Here is a 19,416-nt window from a genome sequence, read left to right as displayed (position 1 = left end):
GGGCTTCGAGACAACCCAGATAATCCTCGGCAAATCAGGAGGAGCACCCCGTCATGAAAAAGCAAGGCACCGTGGTGCGATGGAACGAAGCCAAAGGATTCGGCTTCATCCACGGCCCGCAATCCAACGCCCAGTTGTTCTTCCACATTCGAGACTGGCGCGGCAACGCCACCCCCGCTGTCAACCAGCGGGTCAGCTTTGAAGAAATCCATGTGGGCAGCAAGGGTCCTCGTGCCATGGATGTGCGACCCGAAAGTGATCGCGCTACCTCTCCGGCTCGAGCGCACCAAACCACTGCTCGCCCACCAGCGCAGAACCCGCACCGGCAACCGCGGATGGCGCCATTGCGCCGCGTTGCACCGTCGCGCCAGGCGTCTCCCGCGTGGCCAGCCTTGTTGCTGATGCTGATCTGGGCGGGTCTTTTGATCGGGGGCATTGTGCTGGACCGCCTGAGCTGGCTGTTTTTGCCCGCGGCGTTCATTCTCAATCTGGGTACGTTCTACGCCTACTGGAAGGACAAATACGCTGCGGCCAAAGGCCAATGGCGAACCGCAGAGGACATGCTGCATGGGCTCGGCCTGCTGGGCGGTTGGCCGGGCGCCTGGTTCGCCCACCAGATCCTTCGCCACAAGTCGGTCAAACAGGCCTTCCGATCGGTTTACTGGGGAACGGCATCGATCCATGTCATCGCCCTGGCCCTCTGGGTTTTCTTGCCCTGGCTGCCCATTCCCGCGTTGAACCCATGAATGTGCTGCGCTGGCATGGGCGGGGTTCACCTGACGGGAGGCCACTCATCCAAGAGCGTCGTCGCTGCTCCCCGTGTCGGGCAACCGCGTCTGGAGCCAAGCCAACGCGCCCTGCCCCGCCAGCCGTCCGCTGGACAGGCAGGCCGTGAGCAGATAGCCCCCGGTGGGGGCTTCCCAGTCGATCATCTCGCCGGCACAGAACACACCGGGCTTCTCGCGCAGCATGAGGGCGGCATCCATCGCATCGAAGCGCACGCCGCCCGCCGTGCTGATGGCTTCGTCCAGCGGCCGCGCCGCCACGACCGTGACCGGCAAGGCCTGGATGGCGGCGGCCAGCAGCGCAGGCTGGTTGAGGGTGTCCCGGGGCAGCAGCTCGTTGAGCAGGGCGAGCTTGATGCCGTCCAGACCCAGCCGGCTTTTCAGGTGGCTGGAGAGGCTGCGAGAACCCCGCGGGTGGCTCACTTGGGCCAGCACCTGCGCCGCGCTGTGGTCGGGCAGCAGGTTCAACGTGAAGGTGGCCGATCCCTGGGCAGCGATCTGATCGCGCAACAGGCTGGACACGGCGTAGATCAGGCTGCCTTCGACGCCGGTGGCGGTGGCCACAAATTCGCCCCGGCGATCGAAGCGGTGGCCCCGGCTGTCGGCGAAATGCAGCGACACGGACTTGAAGGGTTGCCCGGCGAAGCGTTCGCTGAAGAAGCGGCTCCAGCCAGCGCTCACGCCGTGCACCGTCGAGCCGGCCACGTCGAAGCCGCAGTTGCTGGGCTGCAAGGGGGCCAGGTCCACGCCTGCGGTCTGAAGCACGGGCCACCAGGCACCGTCGGAGCCCAGCCGCGCCCAGCTGGCGCCGCCGAGCGCGAGCACCGTGGCGCGGGCCTGCACCCGCTTCTCGCCCTCGGGCGTCTGAAACAGCAGCGCGTCGCTGTCGTCGGCCCAACCGGTCCAGCGGTGGCGCATGTGGAAACGCACCGGCTCGCCGCCCTCTGCCGGATGCCGCAAGCGCTGCAGCCAGGCGCGCAGCAGCGGCGCGGCCTTCATGTCGGTCGGGAAGACCCGGCTGGAGCTGCCGACGAAGGTGTCGATGCCCAGGCCAGCCGCCCATTCGCGCACTTCGTGCGGCCCGAAGGCTTCGAGCAGCGGGCGCAGTGCGTCGGCGCGTTCGGCGTAGCGGCCGATGAAAGCGTCCAGCGGCTCGGCGTGGGTCAGGTTCATGCCGCCCTTGCCGGCCAGCAGGAACTTGCGGCCCACCGAGGGCATGGCGTCGAACAGGTGCACCGCCACACCGGCACACGACAGCACCTCGGCGGCCATCAGGCCGGCCGGGCCGCCGCCGATGACGGCGACGTCCACCTTCAGCGCAGACTCGGGAGTGTTCAAGGGTTCGGAATCGGTCATGAAGCCAGTTGTTCGGGTGAAAGCGGGATGAGCTGGCCCAGGGGGTTGATGAAGGCCAGCCGCACCGGCTCGCCCGGTCGGGCCAGCGCCATGGCCTGGCGGTAGCGCTGCATCTGCGCCAGGTACTCGGGCTGGCGCTCGGGGTGTTCGTGGCTCTTGAAGTCGAGCACCCACCAGGTGCCGGCCGCACCGGCCTCGCCGCGCTGGCGCACCAGGCGGTCCAGCCGCAGCAGCTCGCCCTGGTGGAACAGCTCGACCTCGTTGCCCCAGTGGTCGAGCTGCGTGGCGTCCCAGGCCCAGGCGGCCTTGCCGGCCACGATGCGGCGCGCCATCGCCAGCGCTTCGGCGGCCTGGGCCGGGCTCAGGCCGAACTCGCGCGCGGCGGCCTGCGTGTGGGTCGTGGTCCAGTCGAAGCCGTCGGCCGGCGTGGGAAACCACTGCAGCAGGCGGTGCAGCGCGAGGCCGATGCGGGTGTGTTCGTCGTCTGCGTCGGCCCCTGCTTGCTCTGCCGGGACGCTCGGCACCGCACTGCTGGGCGTCGCGGTGCAGGCCGGCAACTGGGCCAGCGCGAAGTCGGCCGCAGCGGCGGGCGCGGCCACGGCGCTGGCCGGTTCGGGGGCATCGATGGGCATGGCCAGGGGCTGCAGGCGCTGGTACCAGCTGGCGCTGCTGCCGCGCTGGCGCGGCTCGAAGCTGGACAGCACCAGGCGCTCTTCGGCCCGCGTCAGCGCCACGTAGAGCGCGTTGAGCTCTTCGAGCGCGCGCGCCTGTTGCTCCACCTGCAGCACGGCCACGGCACAGGCGGGCGGCGATTTTTCGCTCGCCAGGAAGACGAAGCGGCGCGGCGCGGAGGCTTCCCCGGGCCAGTCGATCAGCACGCCCATGCTCTCGGGGCGGCTGGGCGGTGCGTCGGTGTCGAGCATGAGCACGGTGTGGGCCTCCAGCCCTTTGGCGCCGTGGATGGTGAGCAGGCGCACGGCGCCTTTCGTATTGACCGGCGTGGCCTTGATGCCGCCGGCCTTGAGCGCGCGCACCAGGCGGTAAGGCGTGAGGAAACGCCCGCCGTCCTGCGCCAGCGACTGCGCGAGCAGATCGCGCAGCTGCGCCAGCACGCCGCTGCGCTGGCTGGCGGGCACCGCCTGCGCGAAACGCGCCAGCACGTCGCCGTGGTCGTAGAGGGCCGAGAGCGCGTCGTGCGGCGGCAGGCTTCGCACCCAGCCCTGGTACAGCGCCAAGCGCGCGGCGGTGTCGCGCAGCAGGCCCGCCTGTTCCGGCGCGGGCGCCTGCCCGGGCAACTGCAGCAGATCAACCTGTTCGGCCGACGGCAGGCCGGCGAGGCGCTGGAGCACGTCCCACCACGAGGGGCGCACCGGCGCGGTCGCGGCATCGGTGGAGGTGTCGGCCCGCAGCGTCCAGCGCTGGCGCAGACGCGCCAGCTGGGCCAGCGCGTCGTCGCTCCAGCCGAACAGCGGTGACTTGAGGGCGCGCGCCAGGCTCAGGTCGTGGCGCGGCGAGACCAGCGCGTCCAGCAGCGCCACCACGTCCTGCACCGCGGGCGCTTCGCACAGGTCGAGCTTTTCGGGCTGCTCGCTGGCGATGCCGCGCTCGCGCAGCGCCTCGAACATCCAGGCCAGGCGCTCGCGCCGGCGCGAGAGCACCATCACCTGTTCGGGTTTCAGATGCCCCGCTTCAATCTCAGCCACCACCCAGTCAGCCGCCTGGCGCGCTTCCAGCGCGGACATGGTGTCTTCGGGCAAGACACGCGGCGTGGTGAGGCTGTCGCGCCAGGCCGGCTCGTTGCCCCCTGCGGCGTCGCGCTCGCGCAGACTGCGTGGCAGCTGGGGCAGCGCCAGCACGGCGCCCGCCTCGTGGCTTTCGGTGGTGTGGGCGCGGTAGTCGCTGCCGTATTCACCGGCTTGCACGGCCGACAGCATGGCGCTGTTGAGCGCCTGCACCACGCCCTGCGCACAGCGGCGCGTGTGATCGCAACTGAGCAGCGCACCCGCGAGGCCCTGCACCACAAAAGCCTGCGCCGCCTTGAACACCTGCGGCTCGGCGCGGCGGAAGCGGTAGATCGACTGTTTGGGGTCGCCGACCAGGAACACGCAGGGCGCCTCGCCCGACCCGGCGCCGGCGTAGGCCGAAAGCCAGCCGTAGAGCGCCTGCCATTGCAGCGGGTTGGTGTCCTGGAATTCGTCGATCAGCACGTGGCGCACGCGGGCGTCGAGCCGCTGCTGCAGCCAGCCCGAGAGCTCGGCGTCGCCCAGCAGGCGCTGCGCGGCGCCTTCGACGTCGTTCATGTCGACCCAGCCGCGCTCGCGCTTGAGATCGGCGTACGCGGCCAGCAGCACGCGGTTGAGGCGCGCCAGGCGCTGGTGGTGCAACCACGCAGCGTGCTGGCGGCGTGCATTGCACAGGTCCTGCAGCTCGGGCTCGGCTTCCTGTGCGGCGGCGAACTTGGTGAGGTTGGTGTTGAGTCGGTCTTCGCTGGCGACGAAAAAGCCCTTGCGCAGCAGGGCCAGGCGGCGGGCCATCAGCGCTGGTTCGTCGGCGAGTTCAAACGCATCCACCACCGCGTTGGCCGCCGTCTTGGGCGTCTTGTTGGCCTCGCCGCCGAGCAGCTTCGCCCAAGCCAGCCAGCGCTCGCGGGTGCCGGGCTGCAGCAGGGCCAGTTCGGGGACAGCCAAGCCGGTCCAGCCGGGGTACAGGGCCGCAAACGGCTGCACCGATGCTTCGACCACCCCTGCAGCGTCCGCCAGCTTGAACTCCACACGTTTCTGCAACGCCTTTTCCAGCGCCTTGAGGGTCTGGTGGCGGCCGTGTTCGGCCACCGCGTCGAGGAAGTCCTGTTTGTCCTCGGCGCTGGCGGCCAGCGCGGCGTAAAAGCGCGGCCAGACCAGGGCCACGGCGGGCGCATCGTCTTCCAGCAGCTCGTACTGGGCCGGCAGCTGCAGTTCCTGCAGCACCGCCAGCGGCGCGCCGCGCAGCAGCGCCGCGAACCAGCTGTGAAAGGTGCGCACCTGCACCGGCCGGCCCAGCGCCGTCATCCGCGCGTGCAGGCTCCGTGCCTCGGGCAGGCGGCGCAACGCTTCGGTGTCCGACAGCCCGCGCGCGCGCAGTTCGCCGGCCAGTTCGCCGTCGGGCAGGCGGCTCCAGCGGCGCAGCTCGGCGTTGAGCCGGTCGCGCATTTCACCGGCGGCTTTCTTGGTGAAGGTGATGGCGAGGATGTCCTGCGGTGCGCAGCCGTCGAGCAGCGCGCGCAGGATGCGCGAGACCAGCATCCAGGTCTTGCCGGCGCCGGCACAGGCTTCCACCGCGATGCTGCGCGCGGGGTCGCAGGCCAGCGCGTAGAAGGCCTCGCGCGCCACCTGGCTGCCGTTGATGCGGTAGGCGGCTTCGGTCATGCAGCGCTCCAGAAGTCCTTGCGGCACAGGCCGCGCACAGCGCAGAAGTCGCACACCCGGCCCTCTCCCAGCGCGGGCATGGGCTGGCCGGCGGCCACGCGCGCCATGTCGTGCGCCAGGCCTTCGCGCAGCTGCTCGCGCGCCATCAGCACCTCGGGCTGCTCAATCAGCATGGTGGGTGCGTCCCTGGCCGTATCGCCGCGTTTGTCGGTGATGCTGAGGTAGGCGGCACGCAGGTTTTCGTCGGGCAGCAGCGCGGCATAGAACGCGAGCTGGGTGTCTTCCAGCGGCTCTTTCACACGCTCCAGCGTGCCGGGGCGGCCCTCGGTCTTGTAGTCGATCACGAAGGGAATCGCGCCTTCGGGGCTGTCCTGCACATCGACACGGTCGAGCTTGCCGTAGAGCTTCCAGGGCCCGGCCTGGGCGGTCAGCGCGGCCTCGGCTTGCTGGAAGCGCGGCCCTGCGCGATCAGGCGTTCCTTCAAAGCCGGCCAGCCAGTCCAGGTATCCCTCGCGCAGCGCTGGCCAGACCGCCTGGTAGGGCAGGAACCCGGCGCCGCCTTCGCCCGCGTTGAGGCCCATGCTATCGGCCGTGGCGTCGCCCAGTCGGTTCAGTTCGGCGCGGTCGGTCTCGCGGCCGGGCCGGCTGTCGCCGCGCTGTTCGTGAAAGGCCCGCAACACGGCGTGCAGCCAGTTGCCCATGTCGCGCTGGTCGGGTTCGGCTTCCAGCTCGGGCGCATCCACCAGCCGCAGCTGGCGCAATGCAAAGAAACGGTAGGGGCAGTCGCGCAGGTCCTGGTAGGCGCTGGCCGAGAGCGACTCGGGCAGCACGTCGCCCGCGGCCGGCTGGGGCCGTTGTTGCACCAGCGGCTGGAGCGTGCGCTGGCGGCGCGGATCGGCGCCGGCGTCCGCCCCGAAGCCGGGCAGCGCCTGCACCCAGGGGCTGGCCTGCAGGGTTTCGCCGCGCTCCTGCGTGCGCCACATCAGGTCGAGTTGCGGCAGCGCCAGCGTGGCCTGCCAGGCCTGTGCGGCGGCCAAGGCCAGGACTTCGCGCGTGGGCAAACCCAGGGCCTCGCGCTGAGCGGCCGCCCACTGGCCAGGCGGATCCGGACTGGGGTTGAGATGCAGTTCGTCGCAACCGGGCACGACGGTGGCGGCGAAAGCGCGGCCCAGCAGCTGCGCCATGGGCAGGATGACCACATCCGGCTCGCCCTCCCCGCGCGACATGAAGCTCGCGCCCTCGAGCACATCGCGCACCCAGGCGGTGAACCCCGACAACGACAGCTTGCTGCCAGAGCGCGCGGCGGTCCGGGCCGGGGTGGCGTCATCTGCTGCTGCGGTCGCGGCCAGCGCATCGGTCACCCGCACCAGTTCCTGCGCGGCACCTTCGCCCAGCCGCAAGGCCTGGATCATCTGCTGCCCCGCCGGGTCGCTGGTGAGGCTGTCCCACAGACCACATTGCGCCAGCGCAAGCGCCAGACCCTCCAGCCAGGCCACCAGCGGGCGCGCCGGCTGAAGCCCTTCGAGCAGGGCCGGCAGGCCCTCGGGCAAGGCGGGCATCAGGCGCGGCGACTGCAGCGCCGAGCGCCAGAGCGACACACCGGCTTCGCGCGCCAGCTGCTCCAGCGCCTGCACCTGGGCTTCGGGCCAGGCCGGACATTGTTTGAGCAGGTCGAGCACATCGTCCATGCGGGCACGTGCATCGGCCGCGCGCAGCAGGCTCATGAGCCGGGCGGCGGCGTGCGTGGTGGAGAGCTTCCAGCCGGTTTCGTCGCGCACGCCCAGGCCGGCGTGGTAGAGCATGGCGCTCACGCGGCGGGTGATCAGGCGGTCGTTGGCCACCAAGGCCACCGGCCGCTGCGCGGCGTTGACCCGCGCGATCACGCAGGCGGCCGCGCGCTGGGCTTCGTCTTCGGCATCGCCGCAGGCGTGCAGGACCGCGGACGGCATGGCCGGGTCCGCTTCGCCCAGGGGCAATGGCAGTTCGGCGCCCTGAGCACCCCAGTGCCGCGCCAGCGCCGAGGCCAGTGGGTCCTGCTGAAAACCCTGCAGCACGATCAACATCTGCGCACCCGACACCGAGCGGGCCAGCGGGCTCCACAGCACGTCGGTGGCGTAGGCGGACGTGCTGGCCCAGACCAGGGCCAGCGAACCCAGCATTGACTCCCAGTGCAGCGTCTGCACACCGGTTGCCAGCGCTTCGCGCAAAGGTTCGGCCCAGGCCGCGCGCTGGTCTGGTGGCACCGCAGCGGCGAGGGGTGCCAGCTGGCGCGCCGCCTCCACCAGCCGCGCCACCATCACGGCTCGCATCGAGGCATCGGGCCGTCCCTGCGCCACCCGGTCGATGAACGCGGCGGCCACCAGGCTGTCGCGGGCCATGTCCAGGCTCAGATCGGTGGGGCCGGGCAAGAATGGTTGCAACGACGCGGCCCAGTTGCGGGTGGATTCAAAGCGCGGCGAAAAACCACTGGGACAGGCCTCGGCCCAGGCGCGTCGCCCTGCGTCCATGAGCTGCGCGTAGGGCACCAGGACCAGTGCCCGTGACGGGTCGATACCCGTCTGGCGGATCAGGGCATCGATGCCATCGATCCAGACCCGCCATTGGTGGCGGGTCGGGTGTTCGCCTGCACCTGTGGGCTCCTGTGGACCCGGCCCCGGCTGCGCCCCTTGCGCCAGTCGGGCAGGCGCTGGTGGTGGTGTTCGGTTCGATGGCATCGGGTCGGGGGCGTTTCTGTCACAATTGAATGCTTGCAGCTGACGGCCAGTGCGCCAGCGCTTTGACTTTAACTCCCCCGTTCAACGTTCCTTAGGATGGACCATGGCCAGTGACCTGATCAAACACGTTTCTGACGCAACTTTCCAGGCCGATGTGCTTGAAGCCCAGGCACCGGTGCTGGTGGATTTCTGGGCCGAATGGTGCGGCCCCTGCAAGATGATCGCCCCGATCCTGGACGAAGTCGCAGGCTCCTACGACGGCAAGCTCAAGGTCGCCAAGATGAACGTCGACGACAACCGCGACGTGCCCGCCAAGTTCGGCATCCGTGGCATCCCCACGCTGATGCTGTTCAAGGATGGCCAGCTGGCCGCCACCAAAGTCGGTGCCATGAGCAAGGCCCAGCTCACCGCCTTCATCGACCAGCAACTCGCCTGATCGGTCAGCCGGAAGGACCGGCCCGGGTGCAACGCCCGGGCCCTGTTCTCAAGCGGCTTTTTTTCCTGTCATAATCCGGCCCAACAGCAGGCCCGACACAGCCCAGCCCCTCTCGACAGCGCCAGTCCGAATCCGGACGCCAGCGCCCCCTCCCCCGGTTTTTGACTCGACTCCCTCCCGGAGTGAATTCCATGCACCTCAACGAACTCAAGGCACTGCATGTGTCTGAAGTCCTCAAGCAGGCCGAAGCGCTTGAGATCGAAAACACCGGCCGCATGCGCAAGCAGGAGCTGATGTTCGCCATCATCAAGAAGCGCGCCAAGGGCGGCGAACTGGTGAACGCGGACGGCGTGCTCGAAGTCCTGCCCGACGGCTTCGGCTTCCTGCGCAACATGGACACGAGCTTCACCGCGTCCACCGACGACATCTACATCTCGCCGAGCCAGATCCGCCGCTTCAACCTGCACACCGGCGACATGATCGAGGGCGAGGTCCGCATCCCCAAGGATGGCGAGCGCTACTTCGCGCTGAACAAGCTCGACAAGATCAACGGCCTGCCTCCCGAGGACAACAAGCACAAGATCATGTTCGAGAACCTGACGCCGCTGTTCCCCAAGGAACAGATGCGCCTGGAACGCGACATCAAGACCGAAGAGAACATCACCGGCCGTGTCATCGACATCATCGCCCCCATCGGCCGCGGCCAGCGCGCGCTGATCGTGGCGCCGCCCAAGAGCGGCAAGACGGTGATGATGCAGCACATCTGCCACGCCATCACCGCCAACCACCCCGAGGTGGAGCTGCTGGTGCTGCTGGTGGACGAGCGACCGGAAGAAGTGACCGAAATGCAGCGCACGGTGCGCGGCGACGTGATCGCTTCGACGTTCGACGAACCGGCCGCGCGCCACGTGCACGTGGCCGAGATGGTGATCGAACGCGCCAAGCGCCTGGTCGAGCTGAAAAAAGACGTGGTGATCCTGCTCGACTCGATCACCCGCCTGGCCCGCGCCTACAACAACGTGCTGCCCTCCTCGGGCAAGGTGTTGAGCGGCGGCGTGGACTCCAACGCCCTGCAACGCCCCAAGCGTTTCTTCGGCGCGGCGCGCAAGATCGAAGAAGGTGGCTCGCTGACCATCATCGCCACCGCCCTGGTGGACACCGGCAGCCGCATGGACGAGGTGATCTTTGAAGAATTCAAGGGCACCGGCAACTGCGAAATCCACCTGGATCGCCGCCTGTACGAAAAGCGCGTGTTCCCCTCGATCCAGCTCAACCGCAGCGGCACCCGTCGCGAGGAGCTGCTGCTGGCGCCGGAGATCCTGCAGAAGACCCGCATCCTGCGCCAGTTCATGTACAACATGGACGAGATCGAAGCCATGGAAATGGTCTTGAAGAGCATGAAGGCGACGAAGAACAACTCGGAGTTCTTTGACATGATGCGACGGGGTGGATAACACCCCCCTGCGCCGCTGACGCGGCTTCCCCCCTCTGTTGCGCGCCTTCGGCGCTTCGAGGAGGGGACAACACCAGAGGCTCGGCAAAGCCGGTTCCTCGGTGTTCCTGGCTTAAGGCACTTCGCGCCGGCGGATTGGTTGGCTTTCCCGGCTATAATCGCAGGCTTTGCAACTTGCTGGCAAGTACGGGGAAATGGTTTTCCCGCGGCTGCCGCACCTGAACTCAAGGAAACGTCATGAAAGACGGCATTCACCCCAACTACCGCGAAATCTGTTTCGTGGACCTGTCCAACAACTTCCAGTTCGTGACGCGCTCCTGCGCCAACACGAAGGAAATGATCAAGCTGGAAGACGGCCGCGAACTGCCGCTGTTCAAGCTCGATACCTCCAGCGAGTCGCACCCCTTCTACACCGGAACGCAAAAGAGCGTGGACAACATGGGTGGCCGCGTCGAGCGCTTCCGCAACCGTTACGCCAAGCCCGCTGCCAAGTAAAGCTGGCTATGGACCGGACCTCAAGGTGTCCGGCCCCTGCCTCAGATTCTGCAAAAAAAGCAGCCGGTGAACCGGCTGCTTTTTTTTGCCCCGGATCTTTCGATACGTGACCCTGTTGCGACAAGCCCTCTGCCCTGACGGCCCTGTATATTCCCCGCAGTGAATCCAACAACCCCTGCCATTGTCACCCAGTCGGCCGTGCGTCGTCTGCCCAGGCTCGCACTCATCCTGTTCTGCCTCGCCTATGTGCTGCCGGGGTTTCTGGGACGTGAGCCCTGGAAAAATGCCGACGTTTCCGCGCTGGGCGCCATGCTGGAGATGGCTTCTGGAAACAGCAGTTGGTGGCAACCTCAGGTGCTGGGTGTGGCCGCCGATGTGGCCGGCCCCCTGCCTTACTGGCTCGGCGCGGTGTTCATCCGGTTCCTGCCCTTCCTGAACGCCGACAGCGCAGCCCGCATCCCGTTCGCCCTGCTCCTGGCCCTCACCCTGGTCTGCACCTGGTACGCGGTGTATCACCTGGCGCGCCAGAAGTCGGCTCAGCCGATTGCCTTTGCCTTCGGGGGTGAGGCCAACCCGGTCGACTATGCCCGCTCACTGGCCGATGCCGGCTTGCTGGCTCTCGTGGCCTGTCTGGGTCTGGCCCAGATGTCCCATGAAACCACACCCGATCTGGCCCGACTGGCCATGGTCAGTGCGCTGCTGATGGCCGCTGCGCGGCTGGCCCATGCGGATGACCGTCACCCCTGGCGCAGCATGTTGCTCTGGAGCCTCTCTGCGCTGGCACTGGTGCTCAGCGGTGCACCCTGGGTGGCGCTGAGCCTGGGTTCTGGTTTGCTGCTGGCCTTGCTGGTCATGGGCAGCCGACCCGGCGAAGCCCTTCACCCGCTGCTGCCCTCGGCTGCGGCTTTGCTGATCATGGCCGTCGGGCTGGGGGCGCTCACAGGCCAGATGAACTGGCCCGCACTGGGCCTGCCGGTGGGTTTCGACGACTGGCGCCGCTGGGGACGCCTGCTCGTGTGGTTCACCTGGCCGGCATGGCCCCTGGTGTTGTGGACCCTGTGGGGCTGGCGACGCCAACTGCTCAGTCCGCATGTGGCGCTGCCCCTGTGGGCGATGCTGGTGAGCGTGGTCAACAGCGCGATCAACGCCGATTTTGATCGCGCCTTGCTGCTGGCACTGCCCGCCATGGCCGCACTGGCCGCCTTCGCCCTCCCCACGCTGCGGCGCAGCGTTTCAGCGCTGATCGACTGGTTCACCCTGATCTTCTTCACCATCTGTGCCCTGGCGATCTGGGTGATCTGGCTGGCCATGCAAACCGGCATGCCGGCAAAACCCGCCGCGAACGTGGCGCGTCTCGCGCCCGGCTTCGTGCCCGAGTTTTCCCTGCTGCTTTTTCTGGCGGGCCTGCTGGCCACGGTGGCGTGGGTCTGGCTGGTGGTGTGGCGGGTCGGCAGAAACCGGCAGGCGATCTGGAAGAGCCTGGTGCTGCCCGCGGCGGGCGCCACCCTGTGCTGGTTGTTGCTGATGTCGCTGTGGCTGCCACTGCTGGACTTTGCACGCAGCTACGGACCCGTTTCGCGCAGCATCGCACGCCTGGTACCCACCGGCAGCTGCGTGCTGGCGGATGGGCTGTCCCAGGCACAGATCGCCGCGCTGCAGTACCAGGGGGGCCTCCAGCTGGTGCGCAGCACCGAGGACAGCAGCCGCCCCGCTCGCTGCCGCAGCATGGTGGTGTCGCCGGAGAGCCAACCCACGCTGGACCAGCGTGTGCAACTGACCCATTGGGCGTTCAGGGCCAGCGTCAGCCGCCTGAACGACCGCAAAGAACGCCTGCTGGTCTATCGACGCGTGGCCGACTGAACGGGTGGGTTCAGTTGACCGCGTGCTCGCGAACGCGCACCGGCGGCAGGGCAATGACAAAGGTGGAGCCCTGGCCCACAACACTGTGCACGTCGATCTGCCCGCCGTGGCGCTGGGCCACATGTTTCACGATGGCCAGACCCAGACCGGTGCCTCCCGTCTCGCGCGAGCGGCTGCGGTCCACGCGGTAAAAACGCTCGGTCAGGCGCGGGATGTGCTCGGCAGCGATGCCGGGGCCGGTATCGGTCACAAAGAACTCGCCCCAGCCATCTTCGCGCAAGCGCCAGCCCGCCTCGATCCGCCCGCCACCCGGCGTGTAGCGCACCGCATTGCTCAGCAGGTTGGACATCGCGCTCAGCAGTTCGGTCTTGGCGCCAGACACCCACAAATTGGTCGCCGTTGCCTGAACGATCTCATGGGGGGGGGCGGAAATGACCGCCGTCAGCCCACGCGCTTCCTGCAGCACGTGGCCCAGCAACTCGTCGCCATCGATCCATTCACCTGGCCCGGGCGCCGGGCTGCCCTCCAGGCGCGACAGTGTCAGCAGATCGCTCACCAGCGTCTGCATGCGGTGCGCCTGCTGGCTCATCAGCCCGAGGTAGGTGATGCGCTCGGACTCTTCCAGCGACAGGCTCTGCATGGTCTCGACGAAACCGCTGAGCACCGTCAGGGGGGTGCGGATCTCGTGCGAGACGTTGGCCACAAAGTCGCGGCGCATGGCTTCGGCCAGCTGCACCGCGGTCACATCGCGCGTGATCATGAGCTTGCGTTTTTTGCCGTAGGGGTGAATCTGCAGCGAAATCCGGGTGGGCTGTGACGGCCGGGGGCCCGGGCCGTCGATCTGGATTTCGTGGCCGAAATCACCCTCGGCGAGGTACGACATGAAGGCCGGTGCACGCACCATGTTGCGCACATACTGGCCCAGGTCGCGCTGCGGATCGAAGCCGAGGTGGTTGGCGGCCGTGAGGTTGGACCATTCGATGCGGCCCGCTGAATCGAGCAGCACCACCCCGTTGGGAGATGCCTGGATGGCAGCGAGAAAATCCTCCAGCCGGGCATCGCTGTTGCTGGCCTTCTTCTCCAGCTTCTTGATCAATTTGCGGTTGCGGTCCAGCAATTCGCCCCAGAGGCCCGAGAGGCCCGGTGTGCGGGCCACGTCGGCCTTGTTGAGCCAGTTGAGCAGACGGCGTGCACGCAGGCCATCGAACACGCTCCAGCCCAACGCACCGAGCAAGGCGCCCACGAACGACCAGCCCGCGGCGTCCTGCGTCCAGCCCCAGACCGCCCCCAGCGCCACCAGGAGCAGCAGTTCGACGGAGCGCCGGATCATGCGGCGGAAATGGAGGTGCCTTGCGCCGGACGTCCGGTGTTGTTGATGGCCGTGAGGCGGTAACCGGCGCCACGCACCGTCTCCACCATGCCGGCGGCCTCACCCAGTGATTCCCTCAAACGCTTGACATGCACGTCCACGGTTCGCTCCTCGATAAAGACATGGTCCCCCCATATCTTGTCGAGCAGCGTACCACGCGTGTGCACCCGTTCCGCGTGTTTCATGAGGTAGTGCAACAGCTTGAACTCGGTCGGTCCGACCTTGAGCTCCTGGCCCCGGAAGGTGATGCGGTAGGTGCCGGCGTCCAGCGCGAGTTCGCCCACCTGCACCGAGTCGTTGACGATCTCGGGCGCGCGGCGGCGCAGCACGGCACGGATGCGCGCGAGCAGTTCCTGCGTGGAGAAAGGCTTGGTGATGTAATCGTCCGCGCCCGCGTCGAGACCCTGCACCTTGTCTGACTCGTCGCTGCGCGCGGTGAGCATCAGGATCGGGACCGTCTTGGTTCGCTCATGCTTGCGCCACTGGCGTGCCAGCGTGGCGCCGCTCTCGCCAGGCAGCATCCAGTCGAGCAGGATCACATCGGGCAACACGGCGTCGACCTCACGCTGCGCCGCCGCGCCGTCGAACACAACCGTGGGCGCAAAACCGTTGTGGCGCAGGTTGACGGCGATCAGCTCGGCGATCGCCGGTTCGTCTTCCACGACCAGAACGCGTGGCAGTTTTCTCATGCTGAAGCTCTCGTGTTCATCCGACCACCGACTCCACTTTGTCCATGGGGGTGTGGCGCACGTCCTCGCCCATGACAACGAAGATGATCTGTTCGGCGATGTTCTTCGCATGGTCGCCCACGCGCTCCAGCGACTTGGCCAGGAACAGCAGGTTCAGGCTCGGTGAGATGGTGCGGGGGTCTTCCATCATGTAGGTGATCAGTTTGCGCAGAAAGCCGTCGTACTCCAGGTCGATGGCATTGTCGTCCTTCATGATGGACAGGGCCATGGCCGTATCCAGACGGGCGAAAGAGTCCAGCGTCTTGCGCAGCATGCCGGCGGCAAGATCGGCCGCCAGGCGCAGTTCCGACACGGGCAGGGAGCGCGGCGAGCCGCTTTCGATGATCAATTTGACCATGCGCGCGATGCGGGCCACTTCATCACCCGCACGCTCCAGATTCTGCGTCGTGCGCGAGATCGCCACCAGGAAACGCAGGTCGCGCGCCGTGGGCTGGCGTCGACCGATGGTGGAGATGATCTCGTGATCGATGTTCACTTCCATCTGGTTGATGCGGTTTTCGGCTTCGAGCACCTGCTCGGCCGTCTCCAGGCTCATGTGGATCAGCGCGTACACCGCCTGGTGCAGCTGGGACTCGACCAGACCGCCCATTTCCAGCACGTGGGTGGAGATGGAATTCAGCTCGGCGTCGAACTGGCTGGAGATGTGTTTGTCGCCCATGTAGGTCTCCTGAAAGGCGGCCTTGCGGCCAGCCTGCACCCCCGCAGGGGCAATGAATGAGAGAAAAAAGCGGGACGTTGATCAACCGAACCGGCCGGTGATGTAGTCCTCGGTCTCGGTCTTGGTCGGCTTGAAGAAGATCTGTTCGGTGGAGCCGAATTCGATCAGCTCGCCGAGGTACATGTAGGCGGTGTAGTCGCTGCAGCGCGCGGCCTGCTGCATGTTGTGGGTCACGATGGCGATGGTGTAGTCCTGCTTGAGTTCGTGCACCAGTTCCTCGACCTTGCCGGTCGAGATCGGGTCGAGTGCCGAGGTGGGCTCGTCGAGCAGCAGCACCGAGGGCTTCACCGCCACGCTGCGCGCGATGCACAGGCGCTGCTGCTGCCCGCCGGAGAGCGACAGGCCGCTCTGGTTGAGCTTGTCTTTCACCTCACCCCACAGCGCGGCCTTGGACAGTGCCCATTCGACGCGGTCGTCCATCTCGCTCTTGCTGAGATTTTCGTAGAGCTTCACGCCGAAGGCGATGTTGTCGTAGATCGACATCGGGAACGGCGTGGGCTTCTGGAACACCATGCCGATGCGCGCGCGCAGCAGGTTGATGTCCTGCTTGTCGTCAAGGATGTTCTGGCCGTAGAAGTTGATCTCGCCCTCGGCGCGCTGGCCGGGGTAGAGGCTGTACATGCGGTTCAAGGTGCGCAGCAGCGTGGACTTGCCGCAGCCCGAGGGGCCAATGAAGGCCGTGACCTTGCGTTCTTCAATGTTCATGTTGACCCCCTTGAGGCCCTGGAACTTGCCGTAGAAGAAGTTCAGGTTGCGCAGTTCGAGCGCATTCTTTGCAGATGAAGCGGTGTTCGTCATGGGTCAGATCCGGAATAGATGGAATGTGGCGTCAGGCGAGGCAGCGCCTCAGGTGGGGGTCTTTTCCCGCAGGAAGACGCGCGCCACGATGTTGAGCAGCAGCACCGAGAGCGTGATCAACAGCGCCCCACCCCAGGCGAGGCGGATCCAGTTGTCGTACGGGCTCATGGCGAACTGGAAGATCACCACCGGCAGGTTGGCCATGGGCCGGCTCATGTCGGTGCTGAAGAACTGGTTGTTGAGAGCGGTGAACAGCAGCGGTGCCGTTTCGCCACTGATGCGGGCCACAGCCAGCAGCAGGCCGGTCAGGACACCACTCTTGGCGGCGCGCAGCGTGACCAATGTGGCCACTTTCCAGCGCGGCGCGCCCAGGGCAAAGGCCGCTTCCCGCAGACTGCCAGGCACCAGGCGCAGCATGTTCTCGGTGGTGCGAACGACCACCGGCACCGCGATCAACGACAGCGCGAGGCTGCCCGCCCAGCCCGAAAAGGTGCCCAAGGTGGCCACCGCGATGGCGTACACGAACAGGCCCAGCACGATGGAAGGGGCCGACAGCATGATGTCGGTCACGAAGCGGGTCACCTCGGCGGTCTTGCTGGTGTCGCCGTATTCGGCCAGGTACACGCCGGCAAAGACGCCGATGGGCGTGGAGACCAGTACCGAGAAACCCACCATCAACAGGCTGCCCACGATGGCGTTGGCCAGACCGCCACCTTCGGTGCCCGGTGCGGGCGTGGACTGGGTGAACATGTTCCAGTCCAGCGCTGCAAAGCCGTTGCTGAACAGCACGAACAGGATCCACAGCAGCACCGTCAGGCCCAGGGCCATCGACCCCATCGAAAGGGCGAGGCCCACGTTGTTGGACCAGCGGCGCTGGCGATACAGGGATTGGTTGAAGTCCATGGTTTTGGCTTTCGGTGTGGGGTTCAGAGGCCCTTGGCCTTCTCGGCCCGCACCAGCATCCACTTGGCCAGGCCGAGCACGATGAAGGTGATGACAAACAGCAGGAAGCCCAGCGCGAACAGCGCAGAGATGTGGAAATCGGCGGCTTCACCGAACTCGTTGGCCAGCGTCGAGGCGATCGAGGTGCCGGGTGAGAACAGCGAGGTGGGCATGCGGTTGGCGTTGCCGATCACGAAGGTGACGGCCATGGTCTCGCCCAGCGCGCGCCCCAGGCCCAGCATGACGCCACCGATCACACCCTTCTGGGTGTACGGCAGCACCACCTTGCGCACCACTTCCCAGGTGGTGCAGCCCAGCCCGTAGGCCGATTCGCGCAGGATGGGTGGCACGATCTCGAACACATCGCGCATGACCGCGGCCACGAAGGGCAACACCATGAAGGCCAGCACGATGCCCGCGGCCAGGATGCCGAAGCCGTTGGTGCTGCCACCAAACAGGAAGCCGATCAGGGGCATGCCACCCAATACCTGCTGCATGGGCACCTGGGCGTAGTCGGCAAACAGCGGCGCAAAAACGAACAGACCGAACATGCCGTAGATGATGGACGGCACCGCCGCCAGCAACTCGACCGCCGTGCCCAGTGGGCGGCGCAGCCAGGTCGGGCAGGTTTCGGTCAGAAACAGGGCAATGCCAAAGGCCAGCGGTACGGCGATCAACATGGCGATGCCCGCACTGGCTAGGGTGCCGACGATCGCGATCGCGGCACCAAATTCTTCGTTGATGATGTCCCATTCCACGTACCAGATGAAGTTCGCACCGAACTTCTGGAACGCAGGCCAGGCATTGATGAACAGGGAAACGATGATGCCCATCAGGGCGATCAGCACCAGCAGCGAAAAAGACTGCGTGATGCGATGAAAAAAGACGTCCTGGAGCCGTTGCCGCCGGGCAATCGACACCATGCTGGCACTGCCCGTTTCATGGGACACAGGTTGCGGACTCATGGTAGTTCCCACGCTCATGTTGACTCCCGTCAGGATACTCTGGACACCTTCAATGCAGCATTCGCCGGCGGGCACAGCGCCAGCCGGCGAATGCAGCGAATCAGAAGCGCTTACTTGGCGATCTGGCTCCAGACCTTGCTGCGGATCTGGGCTGTCAGGGTGTCGGGCAGTGCCACGTAGTCGAGGTCGGAAGCCATCTGTTTGCCGCTCTTGAACGCCCAGTCAAAGAACTTGAGCGCTTCGGCCGAAGCCGCCTTGTCAGCGGGCTGCTTGTACATCAGGATGAACGAAGCAGTCGACACAGGCCAGCTCTCGGCACCCTTGGCGTTCACCATGGAGACGCCCATGCCTGGCACGCTGAACCAGTCGGCGCTGGCAGCGGCGGCGGCAAAGGCATTTTCGTCGGGGCTGACGTACTTGCCATCGGCGTTCTGCAGCTGCATGAAGTTCATCTTGTTCTTCTTCACGTAGGCGTATTCCACATAGCCCAGCGCGCCCTTGACGCGGTTCACGTTGGCGGCCACGCCTTCGTTGCCCTTGCCACCCACGGAAGAAGCGGCAGGCCACTTGACCGCGGCACCCTTGCCCACCTTGTCGGCCCAGTCCTTGCTAACAGCGGTCAGGTAGTCGGTCCAGTTGAAGGTGGTGCCCGAACCGTCGGCGCGGTGGACGATGGTGATGGAGGCGTCAGGCAGGGCCTTGCCGGGGTTCAGGGCCACCAGCTTGGCGTCGTTCCACTTGGTGATGTTGCCCAGGAACATGTCGGCCAGCACGGGGCCGGTCACGCGCAGTTCGCCCGGCTTGAAGCCTTCCAGGTTGATCACGGGCACGGTACCACCGATGATGGCCGGGAACTGGATCATGCCGTCCTTGTCCAGCTCTTCACCCTTGACCGGTGCATCCGAGGCACCGAAGGTCACGGTCTTGGCGCGGATCTGCTTCAGACCGCCCGAGGAGCCGATCGACTGGTAGTTCAGGCCGGTACCGGTTTCTTTCTTGTAGGCTTCGGCCCACTTGGCGTAGATCGGGAACGGGAACGTAGCGCCAGCGCCGGTGATGTCGGCAGCAAAGGCGTTGCCCATGGCCATGGTGGCCAGAGCGGCTGCTGCGACGGTCTTGAGAAGGGTGCGTTTCGTGTTCATGTGTGTCCTCAGGGTTGGGGAAAGAAAATCCACAACCGGGACTCTAGGGAGGCAATGTGACAAGCCTGTGACAGTCACAAAACCGTTTTGGAAACAGCACCTTGCCGCGCCACGCCACCGCTGAACGGCCCATCCCGACAGGAGCCGAGCATGGGCAGCGTCACGACGGGGGGTGTCAAAGCCGTTGATCCGCCTCAAACCAGGCTCAATGGCGGGTGACCGTGCGGTGC

Annotated in this window: 15 protein-coding genes; 5 read left to right on the top strand and 10 right to left on the bottom strand. The window is 66.6% G+C overall.

Annotation, left to right across the window (positions count from 1 at the left end):
• Positions 1 to 53 precede the first annotated feature (53 nt).
• Complete coding sequence (locus AC0GNO_RS03015) at positions 54 to 746, top strand: DUF1294 domain-containing protein (RefSeq protein WP_472902891.1); 693 nt, start codon at positions 54 to 56, stop codon at positions 744 to 746.
• Positions 747 to 791: 45 nt separating this feature from the next.
• On the opposite strand, the gene AC0GNO_RS03010 is transcribed toward AC0GNO_RS03015, so the two are convergent.
• From AC0GNO_RS03010 to AC0GNO_RS03000, 3 genes are read right to left on the bottom strand one after another with little or no spacing between them, the layout of a single operon-like run.
• The gene (locus tag AC0GNO_RS03010; RefSeq protein ID WP_472902890.1) at positions 792 to 2,141 is read right to left on the bottom strand and encodes a TIGR03862 family flavoprotein; all 1,350 of its coding nucleotides are present in this window, start codon (positions 2,139 to 2,141) and stop codon (positions 792 to 794) included.
• A complete protein-coding gene (locus tag AC0GNO_RS03005; RefSeq protein WP_472902889.1) occupies positions 2,138 to 5,545 on the bottom strand; it encodes a UvrD-helicase domain-containing protein in 3,408 nt (1,135 codons plus the stop codon). Before AC0GNO_RS03005 ends, AC0GNO_RS03010 begins: the two co-directional genes overlap by 4 nt.
• Positions 5,542 to 8,259, bottom strand: coding sequence for a PD-(D/E)XK nuclease family protein (locus AC0GNO_RS03000; RefSeq protein WP_472902888.1), 2,718 nt, complete (start codon positions 8,257 to 8,259; stop codon positions 5,542 to 5,544). Before AC0GNO_RS03000 ends, AC0GNO_RS03005 begins: the two co-directional genes overlap by 4 nt.
• A gap of 103 nt (positions 8,260 to 8,362) precedes the next feature.
• Between AC0GNO_RS03000 and trxA the strand changes: the two genes are divergently transcribed.
• From trxA to AC0GNO_RS02980, 4 genes are all read left to right on the top strand, one after another.
• Positions 8,363 to 8,695: a thioredoxin TrxA gene (gene trxA, locus AC0GNO_RS02995; protein ID WP_177134020.1), complete on the top strand. Its 333-nt coding sequence runs from the start codon at positions 8,363 to 8,365 to the stop codon at positions 8,693 to 8,695.
• Between the two features lie 191 nt (positions 8,696 to 8,886).
• Complete coding sequence (rho, locus tag AC0GNO_RS02990) at positions 8,887 to 10,149, top strand: transcription termination factor Rho (protein WP_177134018.1); 1,263 nt, start codon at positions 8,887 to 8,889, stop codon at positions 10,147 to 10,149.
• A gap of 236 nt (positions 10,150 to 10,385) precedes the next feature.
• Entirely contained in the window at positions 10,386 to 10,643 is a 258-nt protein-coding gene (locus AC0GNO_RS02985) for a type B 50S ribosomal protein L31 (RefSeq protein WP_226466904.1), read from the top strand.
• Between the two features lie 159 nt (positions 10,644 to 10,802).
• Entirely contained in the window at positions 10,803 to 12,503 is a 1,701-nt protein-coding gene (locus AC0GNO_RS02980) for a hypothetical protein (protein WP_472889294.1), read from the top strand.
• 10 nt (positions 12,504 to 12,513) lie between these two features.
• On the opposite strand, the gene phoR is transcribed toward AC0GNO_RS02980, so the two are convergent.
• From phoR to pstS, 7 genes are all read right to left on the bottom strand, one after another.
• Positions 12,514 to 13,833 (bottom strand): phosphate regulon sensor histidine kinase PhoR, encoded by a 1,320-nt coding sequence (gene phoR, locus AC0GNO_RS02975; protein ID WP_472902887.1) that lies wholly within the window; start codon positions 13,831 to 13,833, stop codon positions 12,514 to 12,516.
• Positions 13,830 to 14,561 carry a phosphate regulon transcriptional regulator PhoB gene (gene phoB, locus AC0GNO_RS02970; RefSeq protein WP_305361674.1) on the bottom strand — a complete coding sequence of 244 codons (732 nt, stop codon included), beginning with the start codon at positions 14,559 to 14,561 and terminating at the stop codon, positions 13,830 to 13,832. The genes phoR and phoB overlap by 4 nt, the downstream gene beginning before the upstream one ends.
• Before the next feature lie 16 nt (positions 14,562 to 14,577).
• Entirely contained in the window at positions 14,578 to 15,279 is a 702-nt protein-coding gene (gene phoU / locus AC0GNO_RS02965) for a phosphate signaling complex protein PhoU (RefSeq protein ID WP_472889297.1), read from the bottom strand.
• Between the two features lie 81 nt (positions 15,280 to 15,360).
• On the bottom strand, positions 15,361 to 16,137 hold the full coding sequence (gene pstB, locus AC0GNO_RS02960; RefSeq protein ID WP_472902886.1) for a phosphate ABC transporter ATP-binding protein PstB: 777 nt from the start codon (positions 16,135 to 16,137) through the stop codon (positions 15,361 to 15,363).
• Between the two features lie 48 nt (positions 16,138 to 16,185).
• Entirely contained in the window at positions 16,186 to 17,040 is an 855-nt protein-coding gene (pstA, locus tag AC0GNO_RS02955) for a phosphate ABC transporter permease PstA (RefSeq protein WP_472889299.1), read from the bottom strand.
• Between the two features lie 23 nt (positions 17,041 to 17,063).
• Entirely contained in the window at positions 17,064 to 18,044 is a 981-nt protein-coding gene (gene pstC / locus AC0GNO_RS02950; RefSeq protein ID WP_305723218.1) for a phosphate ABC transporter permease subunit PstC, read from the bottom strand.
• Between the two features lie 110 nt (positions 18,045 to 18,154).
• A complete protein-coding gene (pstS, locus tag AC0GNO_RS02945; protein WP_472889300.1) occupies positions 18,155 to 19,186 on the bottom strand; it encodes a phosphate ABC transporter substrate-binding protein PstS in 1,032 nt (343 codons plus the stop codon).
• Positions 19,187 to 19,416 lie beyond the last annotated feature (230 nt).

This window comes from Hydrogenophaga sp. L310 (assembly GCF_055703065.1).
Note: the sequence above shows the minus strand (reverse complement) of the source record. Positions and strands in the feature narration are given on the sequence as shown.